Annotated in this window: 18 protein-coding genes and 1 other RNA gene; 5 read left to right on the top strand and 14 right to left on the bottom strand. The window is 58.0% G+C overall.

The window, feature by feature from the left end; all coding sequences use genetic code 11:
• The first annotated feature begins 74 nt into the window (after positions 1 to 74).
• On the top strand, positions 75 to 743 hold the full coding sequence (locus tag QMG56_RS17410) for a DUF6975 family protein (RefSeq protein WP_230187596.1): 669 nt from the start codon (positions 75 to 77) through the stop codon (positions 741 to 743).
• Between the two features lie 84 nt (positions 744 to 827).
• Positions 828 to 1,670, top strand: a complete 843-nt coding sequence (locus tag QMG56_RS17405) for a MoxR family ATPase (protein ID WP_230187595.1) — start codon at positions 828 to 830, stop codon at positions 1,668 to 1,670.
• An 8-nt stretch (positions 1,671 to 1,678) separates the two neighbouring features.
• On the opposite strand, the gene QMG56_RS17400 is transcribed toward QMG56_RS17405, so the two are convergent.
• The 12 genes from QMG56_RS17400 to QMG56_RS17345 all read right to left on the bottom strand — a co-directional run bounded on the left by QMG56_RS17400 (position 1,679) and on the right by QMG56_RS17345 (position 11,219).
• The gene (locus QMG56_RS17400) at positions 1,679 to 1,990 is read right to left on the bottom strand and encodes a (2Fe-2S) ferredoxin domain-containing protein (RefSeq protein ID WP_281823742.1); all 312 of its coding nucleotides are present in this window, start codon (positions 1,988 to 1,990) and stop codon (positions 1,679 to 1,681) included.
• The gene (locus QMG56_RS17395) at positions 1,987 to 2,547 is read right to left on the bottom strand and encodes a J domain-containing protein (protein WP_281823671.1); all 561 of its coding nucleotides are present in this window, start codon (positions 2,545 to 2,547) and stop codon (positions 1,987 to 1,989) included. The genes QMG56_RS17400 and QMG56_RS17395 overlap by 4 nt, the downstream gene beginning before the upstream one ends.
• Positions 2,548 to 2,609: 62 nt before the next feature.
• Positions 2,610 to 2,989: RNase P RNA component class A (gene rnpB / locus QMG56_RS17390), an RNA gene on the bottom strand.
• 29 nt (positions 2,990 to 3,018) lie between these two features.
• Entirely contained in the window at positions 3,019 to 3,717 is a 699-nt protein-coding gene (locus QMG56_RS17385; RefSeq protein ID WP_281823669.1) for an N-acetylmuramoyl-L-alanine amidase, read from the bottom strand.
• On the bottom strand, positions 3,714 to 4,628 hold the full coding sequence (locus QMG56_RS17380) for a DMT family transporter (protein ID WP_281823667.1): 915 nt from the start codon (positions 4,626 to 4,628) through the stop codon (positions 3,714 to 3,716). Before QMG56_RS17380 ends, QMG56_RS17385 begins: the two co-directional genes overlap by 4 nt.
• Positions 4,629 to 4,669: 41 nt before the next feature.
• Entirely contained in the window at positions 4,670 to 5,506 is an 837-nt protein-coding gene (locus tag QMG56_RS17375; RefSeq protein ID WP_230187779.1) for a protein-glutamate O-methyltransferase CheR, read from the bottom strand.
• A gap of 35 nt (positions 5,507 to 5,541) precedes the next feature.
• Positions 5,542 to 6,615, bottom strand: a complete 1,074-nt coding sequence (locus tag QMG56_RS17370; protein WP_281823665.1) for a chemotaxis protein CheB — start codon at positions 6,613 to 6,615, stop codon at positions 5,542 to 5,544.
• Between the two features lie 48 nt (positions 6,616 to 6,663).
• A complete protein-coding gene (locus QMG56_RS17365) occupies positions 6,664 to 7,029 on the bottom strand; it encodes a response regulator (protein ID WP_230187589.1) in 366 nt (121 codons plus the stop codon).
• A gap of 92 nt (positions 7,030 to 7,121) precedes the next feature.
• Positions 7,122 to 7,556, bottom strand: coding sequence for a chemotaxis protein CheW (locus QMG56_RS17360; RefSeq protein ID WP_281823739.1), 435 nt, complete (start codon positions 7,554 to 7,556; stop codon positions 7,122 to 7,124).
• Positions 7,556 to 9,937, bottom strand: coding sequence for a chemotaxis protein CheA (locus QMG56_RS17355; protein WP_281823663.1), 2,382 nt, complete (start codon positions 9,935 to 9,937; stop codon positions 7,556 to 7,558). Before QMG56_RS17355 ends, QMG56_RS17360 begins: the two co-directional genes overlap by 1 nt.
• A 70-nt stretch (positions 9,938 to 10,007) precedes the next feature.
• Positions 10,008 to 10,676: a histidine phosphotransferase family protein gene (locus QMG56_RS17350; protein ID WP_281823661.1), complete on the bottom strand. Its 669-nt coding sequence runs from the start codon at positions 10,674 to 10,676 to the stop codon at positions 10,008 to 10,010.
• Positions 10,677 to 10,787: 111 nt separating this feature from the next.
• Positions 10,788 to 11,219 carry a M67 family metallopeptidase gene (locus tag QMG56_RS17345; RefSeq protein ID WP_281823659.1) on the bottom strand — a complete coding sequence of 144 codons (432 nt, stop codon included), beginning with the start codon at positions 11,217 to 11,219 and terminating at the stop codon, positions 10,788 to 10,790.
• On the opposite strand from QMG56_RS17345, the gene QMG56_RS17340 reads away from it, so the two are divergent.
• The 3 genes from QMG56_RS17340 to mtgA all read left to right on the top strand — a co-directional run bounded on the left by QMG56_RS17340 (position 11,213) and on the right by mtgA (position 13,964).
• Complete coding sequence (locus tag QMG56_RS17340) at positions 11,213 to 12,172, top strand: RluA family pseudouridine synthase (RefSeq protein ID WP_281823657.1); 960 nt, start codon at positions 11,213 to 11,215, stop codon at positions 12,170 to 12,172. The genes QMG56_RS17345 and QMG56_RS17340 overlap by 7 nt on opposite strands.
• A 65-nt stretch (positions 12,173 to 12,237) precedes the next feature.
• Positions 12,238 to 13,143: an RNA polymerase sigma factor RpoH gene (gene rpoH, locus QMG56_RS17335; RefSeq protein ID WP_230187584.1), complete on the top strand. Its 906-nt coding sequence runs from the start codon at positions 12,238 to 12,240 to the stop codon at positions 13,141 to 13,143.
• A 173-nt stretch (positions 13,144 to 13,316) separates the two neighbouring features.
• Positions 13,317 to 13,964 (top strand): monofunctional biosynthetic peptidoglycan transglycosylase, encoded by a 648-nt coding sequence (gene mtgA, locus QMG56_RS17330; RefSeq protein ID WP_375713722.1) that lies wholly within the window; start codon positions 13,317 to 13,319, stop codon positions 13,962 to 13,964.
• A 124-nt stretch (positions 13,965 to 14,088) separates the two neighbouring features.
• On the opposite strand, the gene QMG56_RS17325 is transcribed toward mtgA, so the two are convergent.
• Positions 14,089 to 17,394: a TonB-dependent receptor gene (locus QMG56_RS17325; protein WP_281823652.1), complete on the bottom strand. Its 3,306-nt coding sequence runs from the start codon at positions 17,392 to 17,394 to the stop codon at positions 14,089 to 14,091.
• A gap of 410 nt (positions 17,395 to 17,804) precedes the next feature.
• Positions 17,805 to 19,070: an ATP-dependent Clp protease ATP-binding subunit ClpX gene (clpX, locus tag QMG56_RS17320; RefSeq protein ID WP_281823650.1), complete on the bottom strand. Its 1,266-nt coding sequence runs from the start codon at positions 19,068 to 19,070 to the stop codon at positions 17,805 to 17,807.
• Between the last annotated feature and the right edge of the window lie 2 nt (positions 19,071 to 19,072).

Genomic DNA, 19,072 nt, shown 5'->3' with positions numbered 1-19,072 from the left:
AGGCAGGTAATTGCCGGTCGGCAGGCGGCTATTTGTTTGCCGCCCCGTCCGACCCGGCGAATTTGGGGTTAGTAATGGGCACAGCGGTTCCGCGCAGTTCAGAGGGCGATGTCGGCAACGTAATCGCCGCGCTTGTTGCCGCAGACGGCACGGGCGCACATGTCTATGCTCATCCGGCAAGCGCGAGCCGACTGGCGGCATCGATCGCCAATCTGGCGGATGCCGCGCACTATCTGTGCATGCTGCATGGCAGGCACCCTGGCGTAATCGATCATGCAGCGTCACGCACGGTGGATAACGCCGCTCGGTCATGGTTGCTCCAGGCTTCCGATGCTTTCGCTGCGGAACGCGCATTTCTGACGCAGGTGACCGTTGCTGTCGGTCCACTGCCGAGCACGTCGGGGCAGGATCAATGCGACGCGACTGTCCTGCAACAACGTCATGCCCTCGACATGCTCGCGCAATCGGATCGCCGAGGCTGCGCCATGGGCGCTGCCATCGCACTCGTGCTGGACTGGCGCGCTGTTCGTAAAGTTCTGGAAGTGGCGGCGCTTCGCGTCGGCATCGAACCACCCCCCTCGCTTATCCCGACATCCTCTGCGACCCTCGCGGTTGCCAAGGCTCTCGGTACGGATGAAAATATTACCCGTGCCTTGCACTTCGGTGCCCGCCAGTTGCTTGGCCAGCACCGCGGACTGTGGGATTTGCTTCAGGCCCGCGCGAGCATTCGCCAGCAAAGCTAATTGCATGAGGCAAGCCCTGCGAGGCTTGCATGCTGCTGCCTCCGCCCCTAGTCCAAATGCGTTGCAATGGAGGACGGACAGATCATGCGTTTTGAAGGCACTCCCGATTATGTGGCTACGGCTGACCTGAAGGTTGCCGTTAACGCTGCGATTCTCCTTCGCCGTCCACTTCTTGTCAAAGGCGAACCGGGCACCGGCAAAACGGTATTGGCGCAGGAAATCGCGACGGCCCTCGGCGCGCCGCTGATCGAGTGGAACGTGAAATCCACGACGAAGGCGCACCAGGGCCTATACGAATATGACGCAGTTGCGCGTCTTCGCGACGGACAATTGGGCGACGAGCGCGTCCACGATATTTCCAACTATATCCGCAAAGGCAAATTGTGGGAGGCTTTCACGTCCCCCACCCTGCCCGTTCTGCTAATCGACGAAATCGACAAGGCGGACATCGAATTTCCAAACGATCTGTTGCAGGAACTCGACCGGATGGCGTTCCATGTCTATGAAACAGGGGAGACGATTGCGGCGCAGGAACGCCCAGTGGTCATCATCACGTCAAACAACGAGAAGGAACTGCCCGACGCATTCCTGCGCCGCTGTTTTTTCCACTACATCAAGTTTCCCGATCGCGAGACGATGCAGTCGATCATCGACGTTCACTTCCCCGGCATTCAGAAAATCCTGGTGAACCGCGCGATGGATATCTTCTACGATATTCGCGACGTGCCGGGTTTGAAAAAGAAGCCTTCGACATCCGAACTGCTGGATTGGCTCAAACTGCTTATGGCTGAAGATTTGCCGCTCGATACGCTTCAGTCGCAGGATAGCAGCAAGGCTATTCCCCCCTTGCACGGCGCATTGTTGAAGAATGAGCAGGATGTGATGATGTTCGAAAGACTGGCTTTCATGTCACGCCGTAAGGGGTGAGGTGACGATCATGCTCTGGTCTCGACCAAACCCAATTCTGCGGCAAGAGCGTCAAGATCCGTACCTGGCTTAACGAGCAGCCAGTCTCGGCTGGCTGCACCGTTCACAACCGTCACAGCGCCCTTGGGACAAATGCCAAGGCAACCGACGTCCAATATACCGGCGTCGCCTTTTCGTCCTTTTTTGAGCGACAGATGCTTCTTGAGCGCCTTGCCGAGAGGTTGATTGCCCTTGGGTCCAAAGCCACCATCGACTTTCTTCGAGCATTTGCGACACACTAGAATGGCGGTTTTCCAGTTGGACCGCACACTGGCTTTCACGCGCGGTCCCCAGCCGAAGACCCAGTGGGTTTCCACGTTCTGCGCTCCTCCGCGACGCGCAGAACATCATATGCCGCCTGAATGGCCTGAAACCGCTCGGCCGCATCTTTGTCGCCGGGGCGGACATCGGGATGGTTGACCTTGGCCAGACAGCGCCAGCTTTTGCGCACGGCCTCAAAATCGGCGTCGGTTTCCAGTTCCAGCACCGCGAGCGCCCGCATCTCGTCCCGCGACCGCGTACCATCCCCAGGGCCGCCCCAGCCGTAGAAAGCACTACCCTGAAACCCGCCGGCGTCACGCTGTTCGGCTTGCTCGCGTGATGCACGCTCTTCCGCATCCAGTCCTTGAAAATAGTCCCAGTTGCGGTTGTATTCGCCCGCATGTTCGGAACAGAAATACCAGCGCTCGGGGCTGTTGGGAGACTTGGGTGCGGGGCAATTGCCGGGGCGGTCGCACCCGTGGCGATCGCACATGCGCACCTGCTGCGCTTCCGATGCCGCACCATAGCTGCGCCATCGGGGGAAACCCCAGTCGTTCGATCGTTTTGCTCTGGACATCGCGCCAACGTAGCCGCTGCGGCACCTCAAAGAAAGGAAGTGCGCAAAAGAAACTCGTAGGAAGTGCCAGGGGGCCTGTAAGCCGGGTTCTGTCCATCATCCTGCGATGACTGGGCGACCATTCCTCTAGGGCCATGATCGCTCATGGCCTCAAGCAACCAACCCGGGCGGTCCAGGCCGAAAAATGCCTTGGCGATTGCTCGCCGCGCCGCCCCTATTCGGTCTTGCTCCCGGTGGGGTTTACCATGCCGTCGCCCGTTGCCGGGGACGCGGTGCGCTCTTACCGCACCCTTTCACTGTCACTGGACCGAAGTCTTAGCGACCTGCTCTCTGTTGCACTGTCCCTGAGGTTACCCTCGCCAGCCGTTAGCTGGCACCGTCTTTTCGTGGAGCCCGGACTTTCCTCGCCGTATTCCTACGCCGCGGTCGCCCGGCCCCCTGGCCGCTATGCCCCTAGCGCGGTTTTTTGTGTCAGTCATCCCCTCTTGGCTTGGGGAGCAACAGCGCCAAAAGGATGGCCCGACATTCGCCATCCACGATCCCGTCGATCAGTTCGGGCCGAAAACGTCGCTGAAACGCAACAACCGCCGCCGTCTGATCGGTGATATCATAGCCAAAGCGTTCGAGTGCGAGCATAAACCCGCTGTCGGTCCAGTGCGGGTCCATCAAATTCTTAGTCGGTCTCGGCAAGGCGAGCCGCAGACGCGCGAGTGTGTGCCAGGGAAACAGCTCGCCCGGGTCTTGCTTTCGCGCAGGGGCAATATCGCTATGGCCGACGACATTGCCTCGGGTAATCCGATAGCGCTGCACGATATCGTTTACGAGCGGTACCAGAGCCTGCATCTGCGTATCGGGGAAAGGTCGATAGCCCCATTCATGGCCCGGATTGACAATTTCTATGCCGATGCTCGCCGAATTAATGTCCGACACGCCCCGCCAGTGCGACTTCCCAGCGTGCCACGCCCGTTTATCCTCGGCCACCATTCGGATGATCTTGCCATCTTCCGTGACGACATAATGCGCGGACACTTTGGATTCTGGGTTAGCGAGCCAGTTGATGGCGCTCGCGGCGTCCGGCATGCCTGTATAATGCAATACTAACAATGATATCGGTGCGCTACGCTCATCGAAGTTAGGCGATGGGGTGTCGATCATGCTGGTATCAATCACGCCGATACCTCGATTATCTGGCCACGTTTAGCGGTACGGATCGTTAGAATCGCTACACCTATCAGCACGAACACTCCTCCCAACATCATCATCCCTGTGATCGGCGTGTCGAATATCACAGACGATACAATGATCGAGAGCAAAGGCGCAATCAAGGTATATGGCATTACGGCGCCAATTGGATGCCTCTGGACAAGCCAAGACAGTCCGCCATGACCGATCAGTGTCGATCCGATTGCTGAGAATGCTATCCAGCCCAATCCAGCGATTGGAAGCGACGCCAAATTAGCCATTGCCAGTGGTTCCAATAGCATAGCCAGCGGCCCCAATATCCCGGCGCCTGCAAGTCCAAGCCAGGCGAACAGCGTTGTGATGCGTATATCGCGCATGTGGCGCGTCAATAGCGAACTGATCGCCCACATAAGCGCAGACAGCGCCATCAGCGTAAGGCCAAGCAACTCATGCAAGACTGCGGGATCGAAGCCCACGATCAAAACACCGGAAAACGCGAGGATCAGCCCGACGATGCGAGGGAGCCGTATCTGCTCCTTGAGGAAAATGACGGACAGCACCACGGCAAAGGGGGCACCCAATTGGCTCGCAATGACCAACGCGCCCACATTATCCGAAATCGCCAATGCCACGTTGATCGGGATGTAGAAAAGCGCGCCGGTCAGTACAGCGTATAGCCCGACAAGCCGCATCCTGCCAGGCACCCACCGGAGAAATGGGATACAAACCAACGCCACCAAAGCTTGACGAAGGAAGGCCGCAGTCAAGGGCGATGTCATCTCAATGGCGAACTTGACCGCGATGACGTTCAGCCCCCACGCCACGTTCATCGCAACAATAATGGCCCAGTCACGCGCTCCAAAGTTGCGAGGAGAAACGGGATTTTGAGCAGGAGGCATACGCTCTCCCTAACTCAAATGCTTCCGTAAGACAGGCTAATTCAACGCGCGCGGCGAATAGTATGTTCAGCCACCTCGCCAAGGCCGCCACGGCGTTCATAACTTCCCCGAAATTCGCGGCTGGACAGGAAATCATCGGTCTGGCCAATGACGGTCTCGCCCGCACCAAGCATGAGATAGCCACCGGGGCGACTATACTGCGCCAGTCGATCAAAAACCTTGCGCCGCATTTCCAGCGAGAAGTACAAAAGCACATTACGGCACAGGATCAGATCATAATGCCCCCCCGGTACTTTGGGCTCTAGAAGGTTATCGGTGCGGAAATCGACCATGCGACGTAAGTCTTCGTTGATCTTCCAATCGTCACCGACCGGCTCAAAACAGGCAAGAAGGTCGGTGATCGCAAGTCCGCGCTGCACATCGATCTGCGAGAAAATACCCGATTGCGCCCGCGCGATTGCAGCGGTCGAAATATCGGTGGCCAATATGCTGATACGCCATCCGCGCCATAACTCCGCATTCTTCTGAAACTGAATTGCCAGCGAGTAAGCTTCCTGCCCAGTCGAGCATCCTGCGCACCAAACACGTAAAACCTTGTCCGGACGAGTGGCCTGAATATGGGGCAGCAGTTCACGGGAGATCATCTCGAAAGTCTGCAAGTCGCGAAAAAAGCTGCTTTCGTTGTTCAGCAACGCATTGACGACATCGTCGCTCAGTTGCCGCTCGATCCCCGATAGCAACCGAGAGACAAGTGCTTCCAGATCGGTCAGGCCATTAGCTCGCAGTATCGGCTTTAGTGCAGTTTCGATCCTCCAGATGCGGTTTTCAGACAAGATCTGCCCGGTGCGCGATTCGAGCAGGCCCGCAAGAACGCGCATTGCGCCCGTGAAGGTGGTGCAGGGGGCAGCGTCGCTCACGCCATGACCATCGAATGCTGTGCAACAAACGCCATAATTTTCTCCGGCGGTAGCAAAGCGGTGGCCAACCCCGCGCGCGCTACGGATCCGGGCATGCCCCAGACAACGCTGGTGGGTTCGTCCTGCGCGATTATCATCCCGCCGGCGTCGACGATATGACCGGCACCGACCGTCCCGTCCCTCCCCATACCCGTCAGGACCACGCCAGTGGCCGTAGAACCATAGCATCGCGCCATTGCCATAAACATAGGATCGACCGCTGGGAGCGCACTTAACGGCGTCCGGTCGGCGGAAAGCGCGACGATGATTTGTCCATTCCAATTGCGACGACATCCCAGGTTGGCCTCACCCGGCGCGATATATACCTTGTCGGGGGTCAACACCTCGCCATCCTCTGCGACCTTCACAGGCAGGTTCGTCATGCGTGCCAGTTGTTTCGCGAAGTAAGGAATGAACGTTGGCGGCAGATGCTGCGTGATCAGGATCGGAACACCCAGCGGCGCGGTCATCCCGGCGAACAATTGGCCCAGAGCGTGTATGCCTCCGGTAGACGCGCCTACGCCCAAACAGGAAATGTTGCTGTGCCCGTTATCAGCCCGTAGACGTATCGAAGCGGGAGTGTCTTCGTGTTCCGATCCTACGATCCGAACGATCCGCCCGAGCAATGCACGAGCGAACTGATCGCCAAAAGATCCGTGATCGGGCTTTGAAAGGATATCGCTCGCGCCAAGCGCAAGAGCTTCGACCGCTTTAGCGCTGCCCTCTTCGCAAATTGCCGACAATATGATGACTTTCGCTCCTCGCCCGGCCTTTAGAATAGCAGGAAGAGCAACGATCCCGCTCTGCCCTGGCATCTCTACATCCAGCAAAACAAGATCGACCGGCTCGCGGGAAAGAGCATCCAGCGCTTGTTGGGCGTTGCTGGTTTTTTGGGTTACGACAAAGCCGCCATGAGCCGCCAAGATGCGCTCCAGAACCGTTCGAGCGACCACAGAGTCGTCCACGATCAGAACGCGGTATGGCGAACCTTCCTTACTGGTCCGTGCAATCGCCGTGATATCTGAGGACATGGGTGAGAACCTTAAGACTGCGGCAACAAGCAATGCGACAAAGGCAAGTTAGATAATGCCGACGATCTGCAGCTTGCTTTCCAACGTGTCGCGATCGAATGGCTTCATGACATATTCGTCTGCGCCTGCTTCAACCGCCGCCTTGATATGGCCAAGTCCGTTTTCGGTTGTGCAGAAAATCACCTTGGGCCGCGCCGCCATCTTGGTTCTGGAGAGTTCCTGGAGGAATTCCATGCCGGACATGACCGGCATGTTCCAGTCCAGCAAAACCACGTCAGGGATGGATGCTTCGCACTGGGTAAGGGCATCCCGACCGTCGCATGCTTCCGTTACGTTGATGTCGAGCGACTCCAGTATATGGCGCGCAACTTTACGGATAACCTTTGAGTCATCTACGACGAGGCATTTCTTCATGGAGCCAGACCTTTTTATGGCATTTCAATGCGTAAACAGAGGGGTAGCGTTGAAAACTGAGAGAATCGTAAACGACTTCATATCTTTCGCAGTTATGCCGCCAGGGTGAGCGCGGGATCGATGAAGCTTGCTAACGATACCAGTAGATGCGGCTCTCCTTCGTTTTCCACAATCGCTTGGGCAAACGGCATCCATGCTGGCGAAAGACGTCCACGCAGCGGCAACGGGCCTTCGGATACGGTGCAAATGTCACTGATGCCCTCGACGATCAGGCCGTAGCTATGACTGCTGATGTCAGCGATAATTGCCAGTTCGCGTTGCTCGTGGGGGGTTGGAACGCCCCTGATCAGCGCAGCGACGTCGATCATCGTCAGCACGCGGCTGCGAAGCGCTGACAAGCCCGCGATGTGAGGCGGCATGCCGGGCACGGGCGATATATCCGTCAGTTTGACGACTGCCTCTATTTCCTCGGTCCGCACCGCAATTGGAGTGCCGGCGACACAGGCGAAAAGATAAAGCTGGTTCATCATGCCACGCCCCCACGCCGAGCGGAATCGATCGCTGCCATCACTGCGTTACGATCATAGCGGTAGATGCTGCGATCTTCATTGCTGTGCGGTTTCGTTGCCGATCGAAGTTGAACGATGGGCCGATCCGTAGACAGAGCCTTGGCAGTATCCGCGTTCACACACAGGATAACATCGTCTGGCCGAAGAGCATGGCCCTCTGGCATTCCAATCAGCACATCATATCCTGCTTGTTTTAACAGCGGCGACAGGATCTCCTTCGCCCAAACATCGTCACTTTCAGCAAGAATGCACCGCGGGACATCGATCGGCGCGACCGGTTCGTCGGGAACGCCAGCAAACAGAGTGAAAGGGTCAAGAATTTCCAGATGGGCATCGTCGATAAGCACGACCCCGCTTATCAAGCCTTCCGACAGGGCCATGTCCGGAGTAGACGGCACCTGCACAATATCGGTGACGCGAGCAACAGGGTAGCACACTTCCCGGTCGCCATCGCGCAGGCGAAGAGCCGTTACCGTTGGCTGGTCGAATGTGTGATGTCCGTTCGCAACCCGCAGCAAGCGCCCGTCGACGTGCACAAATGCCTTTCCGCCGGACAGGCCGAACAATCCAGTATCTATATCCTCTACCCGCTCGACTAACGAGAGCCGCACCAGCCGCTCCTCACCCGTCAGTTCCTCGAACCGCAGGGTGCTGAGCATTTCGATAGGACGGGCTTCGGGCTTGCCCAGATCGACGGCCTGATTCCCCCTATCTTCGTCGACATTGGAGAGATTGGCGGTATTCGCCAACCCCCCGGCATCGAGCAGCAGCATGGGTTGGCCGTTATCCGGCAGTGTCATCCCGGCATACATACCTGTCGCCATGATGAGCGGAGAGGCAGGCCGAATTACCAATTCTTCGTGATTGTCCACACTCGCCACGCCCATTGCGAACGGGACACCAGACGTTGAACGAACGACCATAACCGTGCGGGGGCCAGCCTGATAATGGCGAGGCAGGCCAAGCACATCTTCAAGATCGATCATCGAATGCCGCGTGTTACGAATGGTTGCGATACACGCCCCTCCGATCCGGGCGATCGACAATGTTGCATTGTTTTCATGGAGAATTTCGACAATCGCAGAGCGCGGAATAGCAAATTGCTGTCCGCCAGCAGTCACGATCAGGCCGGGGATGATAGTAAGGGTCAAAGGGACACGCAGAGTGATCTTCAAACCCCGGCCCGGCTGGTTCTCAAGTGCAATGACGCCGCCGATCCGCTCGACATTGGCACGGACCACATCCATCCCGACGCCACGCCCGGAAACAGCCGTCACCGACTTGGCCGTGGACAACCCGGGCAGGAATATAAGGTCGAGTTTTTCCTGCTCGGTCATGCGCGCTGCCGTGTCTGGCGTCACCGTGCCATTCTGCACCGCCTTGCGAACGAGCGCATCGGTATCGATACCTTTGCCGTCGTCGCTTATCTCAATGACGATCTGATTGCCCGATTGACGCGCCACCAGACGAAGCGTCCCATGCTCCGGCTTTCCAGATGCAGCTCGCTGAACGGGCGTCTCAATGCCATGATCGATGCTGTTTCGAACGATATGCGTAAGCGGATCGAGCACCATCTCGACCATTTCGCGATCCATTTCGACATCGCCGCCCTCCAGGTCGAGGTCGATGCGCTTACCCAGTTCCCGACCCAAATCGCGCACCATCCGAGGAACAGCAGCAAACAGACGATCGACTCGTTGCATACGTGTCTTGGAAATTGCGTCCCTCATGTCGGCAACGCAGGTGGACAGTCGCTCGAATGCGCTGTCGATGTCGGGATCGGATATATGGTCACGCAACTTGCGGGAAAGCTCATTGCGCGCCAGCACCATGTCGGACACGCCATTCATCAATTGATCGATCAGCGTAAGCGGCAAGCGGATCGTGCGTAGGGAGTTGATTGAAGATCCACTTTTTTGCAGTGGCGGTGCAGGGCTTCCCACGGTGGGAACGGTCTTTCCCGCCACCGCACTATCCTGCCGCAACGCTGCAATGAGCAGGTCGTCATTCTCGGATGGCAAAGAAACGCCGGAGGCCACCGCTTCTGCCAGCTCACCGATGCGATCCATTACTGCAAGCACAGCATTGACGGTGGCCGGGTCAGGGACGCTGCGGCCGGAACGTATCTCCGAAAGCACGTCTTCGGCCGCGTGACTAAGGCGTTCGAAACGCGGCAGGTTCAGGAACCCGCAGCTTCCCTTCACGGTGTGAAAGAACCGAAATATGGAATCGAGGCGATCGCGATCCGACGGATCGGCTTCCCACTCGACAACGACCCCGGCCAACGCTTCCAGCGTTTCCTGCGTTTCCGAAATAAACTCGCCGAGTAATTCGTCCATCTACCCCGTCCGATGCATCCACTTGGGCACATCATTGGAGAAATGTAGTTAAATCAGCGTTAAAGTGTTGTCAGGAAACCGGAACTGCCATCGGTAAACTTACCCCGAAAAGGAGTACCGGATCACCGGGCTGGGACAGCATGACGTCGCCTCCGGCCCGCTCTACGAGCGTTCTTACCATCCATGCCGCCGCCGTACGTGCAGAGAGCCCTTCGCTCCCAAGCGAGCCGCCCAGAGCCGCGCGCAATTCAGGATCCAGAATGACTTTCGGGCCTTCTGCACGGACAACAATTTCCGTGATGCCGGCACGTTGTTCCGCGCCGATATCCAGTTGGCCACCCCGCACCAGTGCGTCGCCCGCGATCAGGGCGAGGTTAAGCAGTATCTTGGCGGGTAGTTTCGGCAGACTGTCCTCCGAAACCATCCAGCCGAGCTTTACCCGACCCGTCGCTGCAAACATCCCCTCGATGGCGGTTTGTGCTTCGCTGGCAGGGACGCTGTCTCCGTAACCCCCGGCAGATCCGAAGGCCAGGCGGAAGAATTTTAGCTTATTGGCCGACGTTCGCGCACTGTCGCCCAATAATTCCAGGCAACGCTGACGCATTTCCGGGTCGGTCTCGTCGGCCATTAATTCCAGGCCGTTGTTCAGCGCACCGACGGGGCTGAGCAAATCATGGCACAATCGCGAACATAGCAGCGCAGCAAATTCAAGGCTTTGGTCGTTCGGCAGATCGGTCATGCTAAGGCTTCCGGGCGGATCGAGAAACGGGCCTGCGTATAGGCAACAGATGGGCCCTCTTGCCGGGAGGCAGCCTGCGATGCAAGCCACGATGCGGCCAAAGACGACCGTTTAGCCGGGTAATAGGATCAAATCCTCCGTCTGAAAGCAATTATGGAGCCCTTGTCCCACAGCCCGCCAAAGCCGTGCATCATCGTGGCCCACTATTAGCCAGAGTAGTCCGTCCGCACCCGCATCGGCACCATCTGCCACTGACGGAGCGCTGCTGCCGTTGGGATGTGAGTGGTAGTGTCCGACGACCGGGGTACGATTCGCGCGGGCTTCGCGATGCGTCGCCAACAATATGGCCGGGTCGATTTCGAACCGGACGGAAGCATCCTCCGCTACGTTCGGAGCAGGGCGTATGTCCGTAATGTGCGTGAGGTTGCCGAGCAGCAGACCGCAAACCTCGTGCTCCGGTTCGGCGCGCGCCAGGCATATGATCCGGTCATAAAGCGACCTTGATAATTTGACGGCCATCACCACATCCTTATCCGATGCCATCGGGGGTTTCCACATTATACGCTAAGATCTCGGCGGAATGCGCCGGGACAAGGCTGGACAAGGCGCTTGCCATGCTCTTGCCGGACCTTTCGCGTGAGCGGGTAAAAGCGTTGATTTTGGAAGGATGCGTTGTTGGCTCTGCAGGACAGCGCGTATCCGATCCGGCTCTGAAAGTCGCTTTCGGCCAGACATTTTCAATAGCCGTGCCCGCCCCCACCGAATCTGCGGCCCAGGCCCAGAATATCGCCTTGAACGTGGTCTATGAAGACGCGGATCTCATCGTTGTCGACAAGCCTGCAGGAATGGTCGTCCATCCGGCTGCGGGCAATGCCGACGGAACTCTGGTGAATGCCCTGCTCCACCATTGCGCAGGGCAGCTTTCGGGAATCGGTGGCGTTGCCCGACCTGGCATTGTGCATCGCATCGATAAAGACACGTCCGGTCTTCTTGTGGCCGCGAAAACCGACAAGGCGCATGAAGGGCTGTCGCGACAGTTCAAGGATCACAGCATCGAACGCCTCTACGCAGCGATCGTTGCCGGGCGCTTGATCCCCCCTGCCGGCACCGTGTCGCAGTGGATCGGCCGATCGGATGGCGACCGCAAGAAGATGGCGGTGCAGCCTGAAGGACGCGGCAAACACGCCGTTACCCATTACCGGACATTGGAACCATTGCGCGAGGCATCGCTTGTAGAATGCAAGCTAGAAACCGGCAGAACGCACCAGGTTCGCGTACATATGGCGCATCTGGGGCATCCACTGATCGGCGATCCCGTTTACAGTAAATCAAAAAAACATTTCAAATCGATACTGGAAACGCTAGGTTTCAAACGTCAGGCATTGCACGCTAGAACGCTGGGGTTTATCCACCCGCTCAGTAGCAATGCTTTATCGTTCGAAAGCCGAATACCGGCTGACATGCAGGAACTGTTAAGCCAGCTTCGCGTACTATAATGGAAGTTGATTAGTGTCCGGATGCCTATTGGAGGGTCCGGTTCACGGAAGGGAAGAAAGTTGTCATGGCAAAGGGAAGCAATGTCCCCGCGACGATCCCCGCACTCGGCGGCGACGCGAGCCTGAACCGTTATTTGAGCGAAATCCGCAAATTTCCGATCCTGGCCCCCGAACAGGAATATATGCTCGCGAAGCGTTACGCCGAGCACCAGGATCCCGAAGCGGCAGCGCAACTCGTGACCTCCCATCTTCGTCTCGTGGCGAAGATCGCGATGGGGTATCGTGGCTATGGCCTTCCGGTCAGCGAATTGATCTCCGAAGGCAATATCGGGCTGATGCAGGGCGTGAAGAAGTTCGAGCCGGAGCGTGGTTTCCGTCTTGCGACTTACGCCATGTGGTGGATCCGTGCGTCGATACAGGAATTCATTCTGCGCTCGTGGAGCCTCGTCAAGATGGGTACCACGGCATCGCAGAAGAAGCTGTTCTTCAACCTTCGTCGGATGAAGAACAACATCGAAGCGTTCGAGGACGGTGACCTGCGTCCGGAAGACGTGACGCACATCGCGACCAAATTGGGCGTATCGGAAGACGACGTCGTCAGCATGAACCGTCGTATGGCGATGGGTGGCGACACGTCGCTGAACGTGCCGCTCCGTGAAGATGGTGAAGGTCAGTGGCAGGATTGGCTGCAGGATACCGATCCTCTGCAGGACGAACGGGTCGCCGACGCACAGGAACGCGACCTGCGCCACAGCATGCTGATTGAAGCGATGCGCGATCTCAACGAGCGCGAGAAGCATATTCTGGCGGAGCGTCGCTTGGCAGAAGAGCCCAAGACGCTCGAAGATCTCAGCCAGGTCTATGGCGTGTCGCGTGAGCGCGTTCGTCAGATCGAGGTGCGTGCCTTTGAGAAGCTGCAGAAGGCCATGATGCGGATTGCAGGCGACAAGCTGAGATTGTCCGCGATCTGATACTCCACAGTTAATGTAAACGGATGGGCCGTCGATCGCAGGATCGGCGGCCTTTTCTTGGTGCATAGAGGACGGGTGACGGCACGGGCAGGTCACGCTAGGTTGGCGCCATGACAGAAGCCCTTCTCTCCTCCCCTACCGCAAAACCCCGCAAGCGCTTTCGCTGGAAACGGATGATCGTCAAGCTGGTGCTGGCGTTTCTGATCCTCTCGCTTCTGCCGGTGGCCTTGTTCCGTTTCGTGCCGCCGCCGGTTACGCTGACCATGCTGTTCGACCCGCGGGGCTTTACCAAGGATTGGATGAGCCTATCGACGATGGACCCGGATATGGCGCGTGCGGCGATTGCGGCGGAGGATGGAAAGTTCTGTTCGCATCACGGGTTCGATGCGCTCGCGATTGCGCAGGCGATGCGGCACAATGCCAGCGGCGGGCGGATCCGCGGCGGATCGACGATCAGCCAGCAAGTCGCGAAGAACGTGTTCCTGTGGCAAGGCGGCGGCTTCGTCCGCAAGGGACTGGAAGCGTGGTTCACGGTGCTGATCGAGACGCTGTGGGGCAAGCGGCGGATCATGGAAGTGTATCTGAACGTCGCGGAGACGGGCTTGGGCACTTATGGCGCCAATGCCGGGGCAATGCGCTACTTCGGGCATGAGGCATCCCGGCTGTCACGAACGGAGGCGGCGCGGATCGCCGCGATCCTGCCGCTACCCAAGAAGCGCGGCGCCGTCGCGCCCAAGGGCTTTACCCGCCGCTATGGCAACAGCATCGCCGCGCGGATCGGCGTGGTGCAGCGCGATGGGCTGGATAGCTGCCTTAAGTAGCCGCGTAACTTTTCTAAGGTCGCTCATATCACGTACGGGGCAAGGCCGATCCAACAATTCCAACAGACATGAAAAAGGGCGCATCCCGCAGGACGCGCCCTTTTTCTATAGCGATGTTACGCGATCAGAAGCTGAAGCGAGCGCCCACGCGGATCGTGTAGAGCGACTGGCGCGAGTAGATCGTGTCAGTCGGCGTCGCGGTCGGCGCAGAGTAGCGATACTGTGCGCAAGGTTGCGCGGTGGTGGTGGTGGCAGCGCCGCCTGGAGCCTGCAAACACTGCGCACGAACGGCAATCACGTTATACGGGAAAGCGTATTCGCGGATCTGGCCCCATTTCTTGTTCAGGAAGTTGGTGAAGTTTTCGATGTCCGCAAATACTGTTACGCGAGAACCGCCAAGACCGGTCGGAATTTCCTGATCGAAGTGCAGATCGATCTTTGTGAACCACTTTCCGTTGAATGCGTTACGCGGCGCGATCTTGCCACGATACTTGTCGAGGCCCGTCGAGTTGATCAGATTATCGAGATAGGTCTGCGTAGCGGCGCTATCATAGGAGACGAGCGGGTCATTTGTGGACGTCGGGACGTACATCAAATAACGCGAGTTCGATCCGATCGTGCCGAAGATACCGCTGCGTGCAGTGGAGATATCCTGGAACGTGTAGCTGTACGGACGGCCAATGCGTGTTTCGCCAAACAGCGACAATGTGGTGTTGTAGTCACCGAAGAACGCATGCTTGTATGTAACGTTATACTTGAAGTTATGCTTCACTTCGTCGTTCGACGTTCCGTACGCTGCACCATTGGCATCCAGGAACCCCCCGTTGCCGTAGTTGGACGAGGCCGTGGAAGACGTTGCTGGAGCCTGATCGGTCACGTCCTGCCACGTGTAGCTGGCACCTAGATCGAGGCCGAAATCGAACGATTTATCGACGCGGGCAACAGCAATGTAGCTGCGTCCCTTCTTGGTGTTGGTGAGGAACAGATCGGAGTTGGTGTCAGCAAAGGTCGTGACCGAAGCATAGCGTACACGACCATCGGGCGTTAGCGAGGACGTGGGTTTCACGCGCAGGTCTGTAAAGAACACCTGATTGCGCACAGCCGAATAGAACAAGTCGGCACCAAAGCGCCAGCCACTGCCTGCAGGTGCATAGTCAGCGGACAATGTACCCCGCCACTGCGACGGCACCTTGAACTTGGGATCCAATGCGTTGGTCGGTGCAGTCGCGGAGGATGCGACGTTGTTCAATACGGTGTTGGCCGCAGAAGGAATGGTCGCACCGTTGACGTTGTTCAGGATCGCGTCGCCATTGGCCGCTGTCGTGCCCGTTATGGAGCCGTCATTGTTGCGACGAACGTCGATCGTGTTCGCAAGGAACCCCGTGTTCGAGAAGCTGTTCGAGACATAGACATCGGGCGAGCCGCCAGAGAAAATGCCAACGCCGCCACGAATGGTCACATCGTTCACAGGCTTGAAGTCAAAACCGATACGCGGCTGAAATACGCCACGACCGTTGATGAACGCCTGATTGGTGAAGCCGTAGCGGTTGGTGAACGCCTGATTGAGCGCAGCGCGGCTGTTGCCACCATACACATCGTAACGCGCACCGTAAGACAGCGTCAGCATGTCATTGATCCGCCATGTATCCTGAATGCCGAAAGTATAGGATTGATAGCCAAAGCGCGCCGCGGCTTCGGCCGGATCGAGCGATGGAACGGCATTCTGATACCGCATACGCTGGGCATTACCTGCCTGGAAGTCTGCAATGGAGTCGAAGTAATAGTCACCCGCAGTCCGCTGAAGGAACAGGTTGAGGATTTTCGTATCCTGATAATCGAAGAACCAGCGGAGATCGTGGTTGTTGCGATTCAGTCGTGCCTGAATAAGGCCACCGTAGGTGCGGCTGGAAAGTTCGTTCGACTGGCGCGACACATCGGGACCGAAGCTCACGACGCCAAAGCCGGGAGCACATGCCGTCGAAGCACCGGAGCCTGCAGAGCCCGGATTGGCGCGATCTGAGGTCGGCGCACTGCAAACCTGGAACTGAGCAAAGCCACGGCCAAGAACCGGATCCTGACCACGCTTATAGTCCTTGTAGAATGCGCGGACTTCGGTCGAGAAATCATCGCTCCATTCGGAGTTGAGCTGGAACACGCCAGTATGCAGGCGGTTGGACGATACGTAACCGTTCGATTCCAGACCAAGCCCCGGCGTTCCGGTGGCAAAGGTGTTCTGGTTGAACTGGATCGAATCCTTGGTGTAAATATATGTCAGCGAGGCGCGCTGTGTGTCCGAGATGTTCGCATCGAGACGGGCCACCAAGCGATCGTCGCGATCGTTCGAGTTGTTCAGCACACCGCCAGTGGCATAGTTGTAACGCGATTGCGCGATCTGAGAGATTTGATCGACCTGTGCATCGGTGATGTTCGGTATAACAGTGCCTGCATTGTCGTTTGGCGTGCCTTCGGCAATCGGCGTTCCGGCGCGAATACGTTCCCCCGCAACCATGAAGAACAGTCGATCCTTGATGATCGGGCCGGAGATTTGAGCGCCGTAGTTTTCATATTTGAAGTTGGGAAGCGCAACGCGACCGGTGGGAACGCCCGGCCCGGCCTTGGTTTCCTTGCCCGTCAATTCGTCCGAAGAATATGCGTAAAAGCCGGTGCCGTGGAATTCGTTGGTGCCGGATTTCAAAATGGCATTTATAGCGCCGCCCTGGAAGTTGCCTTCCCGAACGTCAAATGGTGCGACCTTGGTCTGGAACTGGCCAATGGCATCCAAGGGAACGGGCGAACGGCGCGTAGGCAGACCGTCGGGGTTAAGGCCGAAGTTGTCAGTAACTGGAACGCCGTCCACCGAGAAGCGATTGAAGCGCGCGTTCTGACCCGCGAACGAAACGGCACGGCCGGAACCTTCAGCATAATCCAGACGCGCGAAGGGATCGCGGCGCATAAGGTCGCGCACGTCGCGATTGACCGACGCAACCTGCGAAATCTGCTCGGCGGTCAAGACAGTTGCCGGACCGGAACTGACCGTTCCTGCGCCCACAACCTTCGAAGCGGTAACGACAATTGCGTCACCTGCCGAGGTAAGAGCGACGGGAAGCTCATAGGGCTGCGCCACAACGGTATAAATGTCGGTGACTTGAAAGCCGTCATAGCCATCGGCCGCAACCGTTACGGTGTAGGGTCCGCCGACACGCAGGCCAGAGGCGTTGAAACTGCCGTTTGCATCCGTCGTCGCCCGCGACGTCGTACCTGACGGCACGTTTACGATGGTGACGGTTGCGCCAGCTACCGGTACGCCGTCTGCAACGACGGTGCCGCGTACCGATGACGTGGTTTCCTGCGCAAATGCAGGAGTCGCTATGGCTGTGGCCAAGCTGATCGATGCCGCGCTGGCGGCAAGAAATAACTTAAGGTCCCGCATTTCCCTGTTCCCTTGGCTTTGTGAGTGTCCCAACCTTCTAAGTTTGGGACATTCGAATAACTGTATGTGTGACTCGCCCGCTGCATGTGGGGGCGTATGACGTCGCCCCTGTGATGTTGTGGTTGCAGTTTTGTGACGATGCCGCGCTGCGCTGTGTCATCGTACCTGCAGTGCCCGCCGATATGGGGGCAGGCAGGGGCGTCTCCTGTGCCGTCGCTAACGCGCGAACGGCCATAAATCACGGGTTTTTGTGCGGGTGCGTAACAAGAGTGAACAACTGCGGCAATTTTGCAACGCTGCAGATAATTTGTGTTACAAGTGTGTGAAGGGCGGAACCGCCCTATGCGCATATCACAAAAAAAAGGGCCGACATTGCTGCCGACCCCATGTTTACTTAACGATAGAGAATGTCAGGCGGCGTCGCCGGCCTTGCGCTGTTCGCTGAACACGCGGACGGGGTCTTTGCTGCCGGCGACCACATCCTTGTCGATCACGACTTCGCCCACGCCCTGCATAGAGGGCAAGTCGAACATGGTGTCGAGCAGGATGGATTCGAGGATCGAGCGGAGGCCACGTGCGCCGGTCTTGCGCTCGATGGCCCTGCGGGCAATGGCGACCAGCGCTTCGTCGGTGAAGCTCAGTTCGACATCTTCCATCTCGAACAGCTTCTTATACTGCTTTACGAGGGCATTCTTGGGTTCGCCCAGGATCTTGACCAGTGCCGCGACGTCGAGGTCTTCCAGCGTCGCGATGACGGGCAGGCGGCCGACGAATTCAGGGATCAGGCCGAATTTGAGCAAATCTTCCGGCTCACTCTGACGCAGCAGCTCGCCGGTGCGGCGTTCCTCGGGCGCGGCGACATGCGCGCCGAAGCCGATGGACTTGGCCTCCAGACGATCGCCGATGATCTTTTCCAGACCCGCAAACGCGCCACCGCAGATGAACAGGATGTTCGTGGTGTCGACCTGCAGAAACTCCTGCTGGGGATGCTTGCGGCCACCCTGCGGCGGGACGGACGCCGTGGTGCCTTCCATCAGCTTGAGCAGCGCCTGCTGCACGCCTTCACCCGATACGTCGCGGGTGATGGACGGGTTTTCGGCCTTGCGGCTGATCTTGTCGATTTCGTCGATATAGACGATGCCGCGCTGCGCCTTTTCGACATTATAGTCGGACGCCTGCAACAGCTTCAAAATGATGTTCTCGACATCTTCCCCGACATAGCCCGCTTCGGTGAGTGTCGTCGCGTCGGCCATTGTGAAAGGCACGTCAAAGGTCTTGGCCAGCGTCTGCGCCAACAGCGTCTTGCCGCAGCCGGTGGGGCCGACGAGCAGGATGTTCGACTTGGCGAGTTCGACCTCGCCCGTCTTCGTGCCGTGGTTGAGGCGCTTGTAATGGTTGTGGACCGCGACGGAAAGAACGCGCTTGGCGCGATTCTGGCCGATCACATAATCGTCGAGCACGTCGCAGATTTCCTGCGGCGTCGGCACCCCGCCATCCTTCCGTCCGACGAGACCGCCCTTGGTCTCCTCCCGGATGATGTCGTTGCACAGTTCCACGCACTCGTCGCAGATGAACACAGTTGGCCCGGCGATGAGCTTACGCACTTCATGCTGCGACTTGCCGCAGAAGGAGCAGTAGAGCGTACTCTTGGAATCGGAGCCTTGAAGCTTTGTCATTA

Source organism: Sphingobium sp. BS19, assembly GCF_027925545.1.
Classification (GTDB): Bacteria; Pseudomonadota; Alphaproteobacteria; order Sphingomonadales; family Sphingomonadaceae; genus Sphingobium.
This window is presented reverse-complemented; position numbering and strand designations above follow the sequence as displayed.

Excerpts from the sequence above, each read along its gene's own strand:
- QMG56_RS17350 (WP_281823661.1), bottom strand. The coding sequence starts at position 10,676 with ATGACCGATCTGCCGAACGACCAAAGCCTTGAATTTGCTGCGCTGCTA.
- QMG56_RS17365 (WP_230187589.1), bottom strand. The coding sequence starts at position 7,029 with ATGAAGAAATGCCTCGTCGTAGATGACTCAAAGGTTATCCGTAAAGTT.
- QMG56_RS17395 (WP_281823671.1), bottom strand. The coding sequence starts at position 2,547 with ATGTCCAGAGCAAAACGATCGAACGACTGGGGTTTCCCCCGATGGCGC.
- QMG56_RS17345 (WP_281823659.1), bottom strand. The coding sequence starts at position 11,219 with ATGGCATCGGATAAGGATGTGGTGATGGCCGTCAAATTATCAAGGTCG.
- QMG56_RS17405 (WP_230187595.1), top strand. The coding sequence starts at position 828 with ATGCGTTTTGAAGGCACTCCCGATTATGTGGCTACGGCTGACCTGAAG.
- QMG56_RS17410 (WP_230187596.1), top strand. The coding sequence starts at position 75 with ATGGGCACAGCGGTTCCGCGCAGTTCAGAGGGCGATGTCGGCAACGTA.
- QMG56_RS17325 (WP_281823652.1), bottom strand. The coding sequence starts at position 17,394 with ATGCGGGACCTTAAGTTATTTCTTGCCGCCAGCGCGGCATCGATCAGC.
- QMG56_RS17340 (WP_281823657.1), top strand. The coding sequence starts at position 11,213 with ATGCCATCGGGGGTTTCCACATTATACGCTAAGATCTCGGCGGAATGC.
- QMG56_RS17355 (WP_281823663.1), bottom strand. The coding sequence starts at position 9,937 with ATGGACGAATTACTCGGCGAGTTTATTTCGGAAACGCAGGAAACGCTG.
- clpX (WP_281823650.1), bottom strand. The coding sequence starts at position 19,070 with ATGACAAAGCTTCAAGGCTCCGATTCCAAGAGTACGCTCTACTGCTCC.
- mtgA (WP_375713722.1), top strand. The coding sequence starts at position 13,317 with ATGATCGTCAAGCTGGTGCTGGCGTTTCTGATCCTCTCGCTTCTGCCG.
- rpoH (WP_230187584.1), top strand. The coding sequence starts at position 12,238 with ATGGCAAAGGGAAGCAATGTCCCCGCGACGATCCCCGCACTCGGCGGC.
- QMG56_RS17380 (WP_281823667.1), bottom strand. The coding sequence starts at position 4,628 with ATGCCTCCTGCTCAAAATCCCGTTTCTCCTCGCAACTTTGGAGCGCGT.
- QMG56_RS17360 (WP_281823739.1), bottom strand. The coding sequence starts at position 7,556 with ATGAACCAGCTTTATCTTTTCGCCTGTGTCGCCGGCACTCCAATTGCG.
- QMG56_RS17370 (WP_281823665.1), bottom strand. The coding sequence starts at position 6,615 with ATGTCCTCAGATATCACGGCGATTGCACGGACCAGTAAGGAAGGTTCG.
- QMG56_RS17375 (WP_230187779.1), bottom strand. The coding sequence starts at position 5,506 with ATGCGCGTTCTTGCGGGCCTGCTCGAATCGCGCACCGGGCAGATCTTG.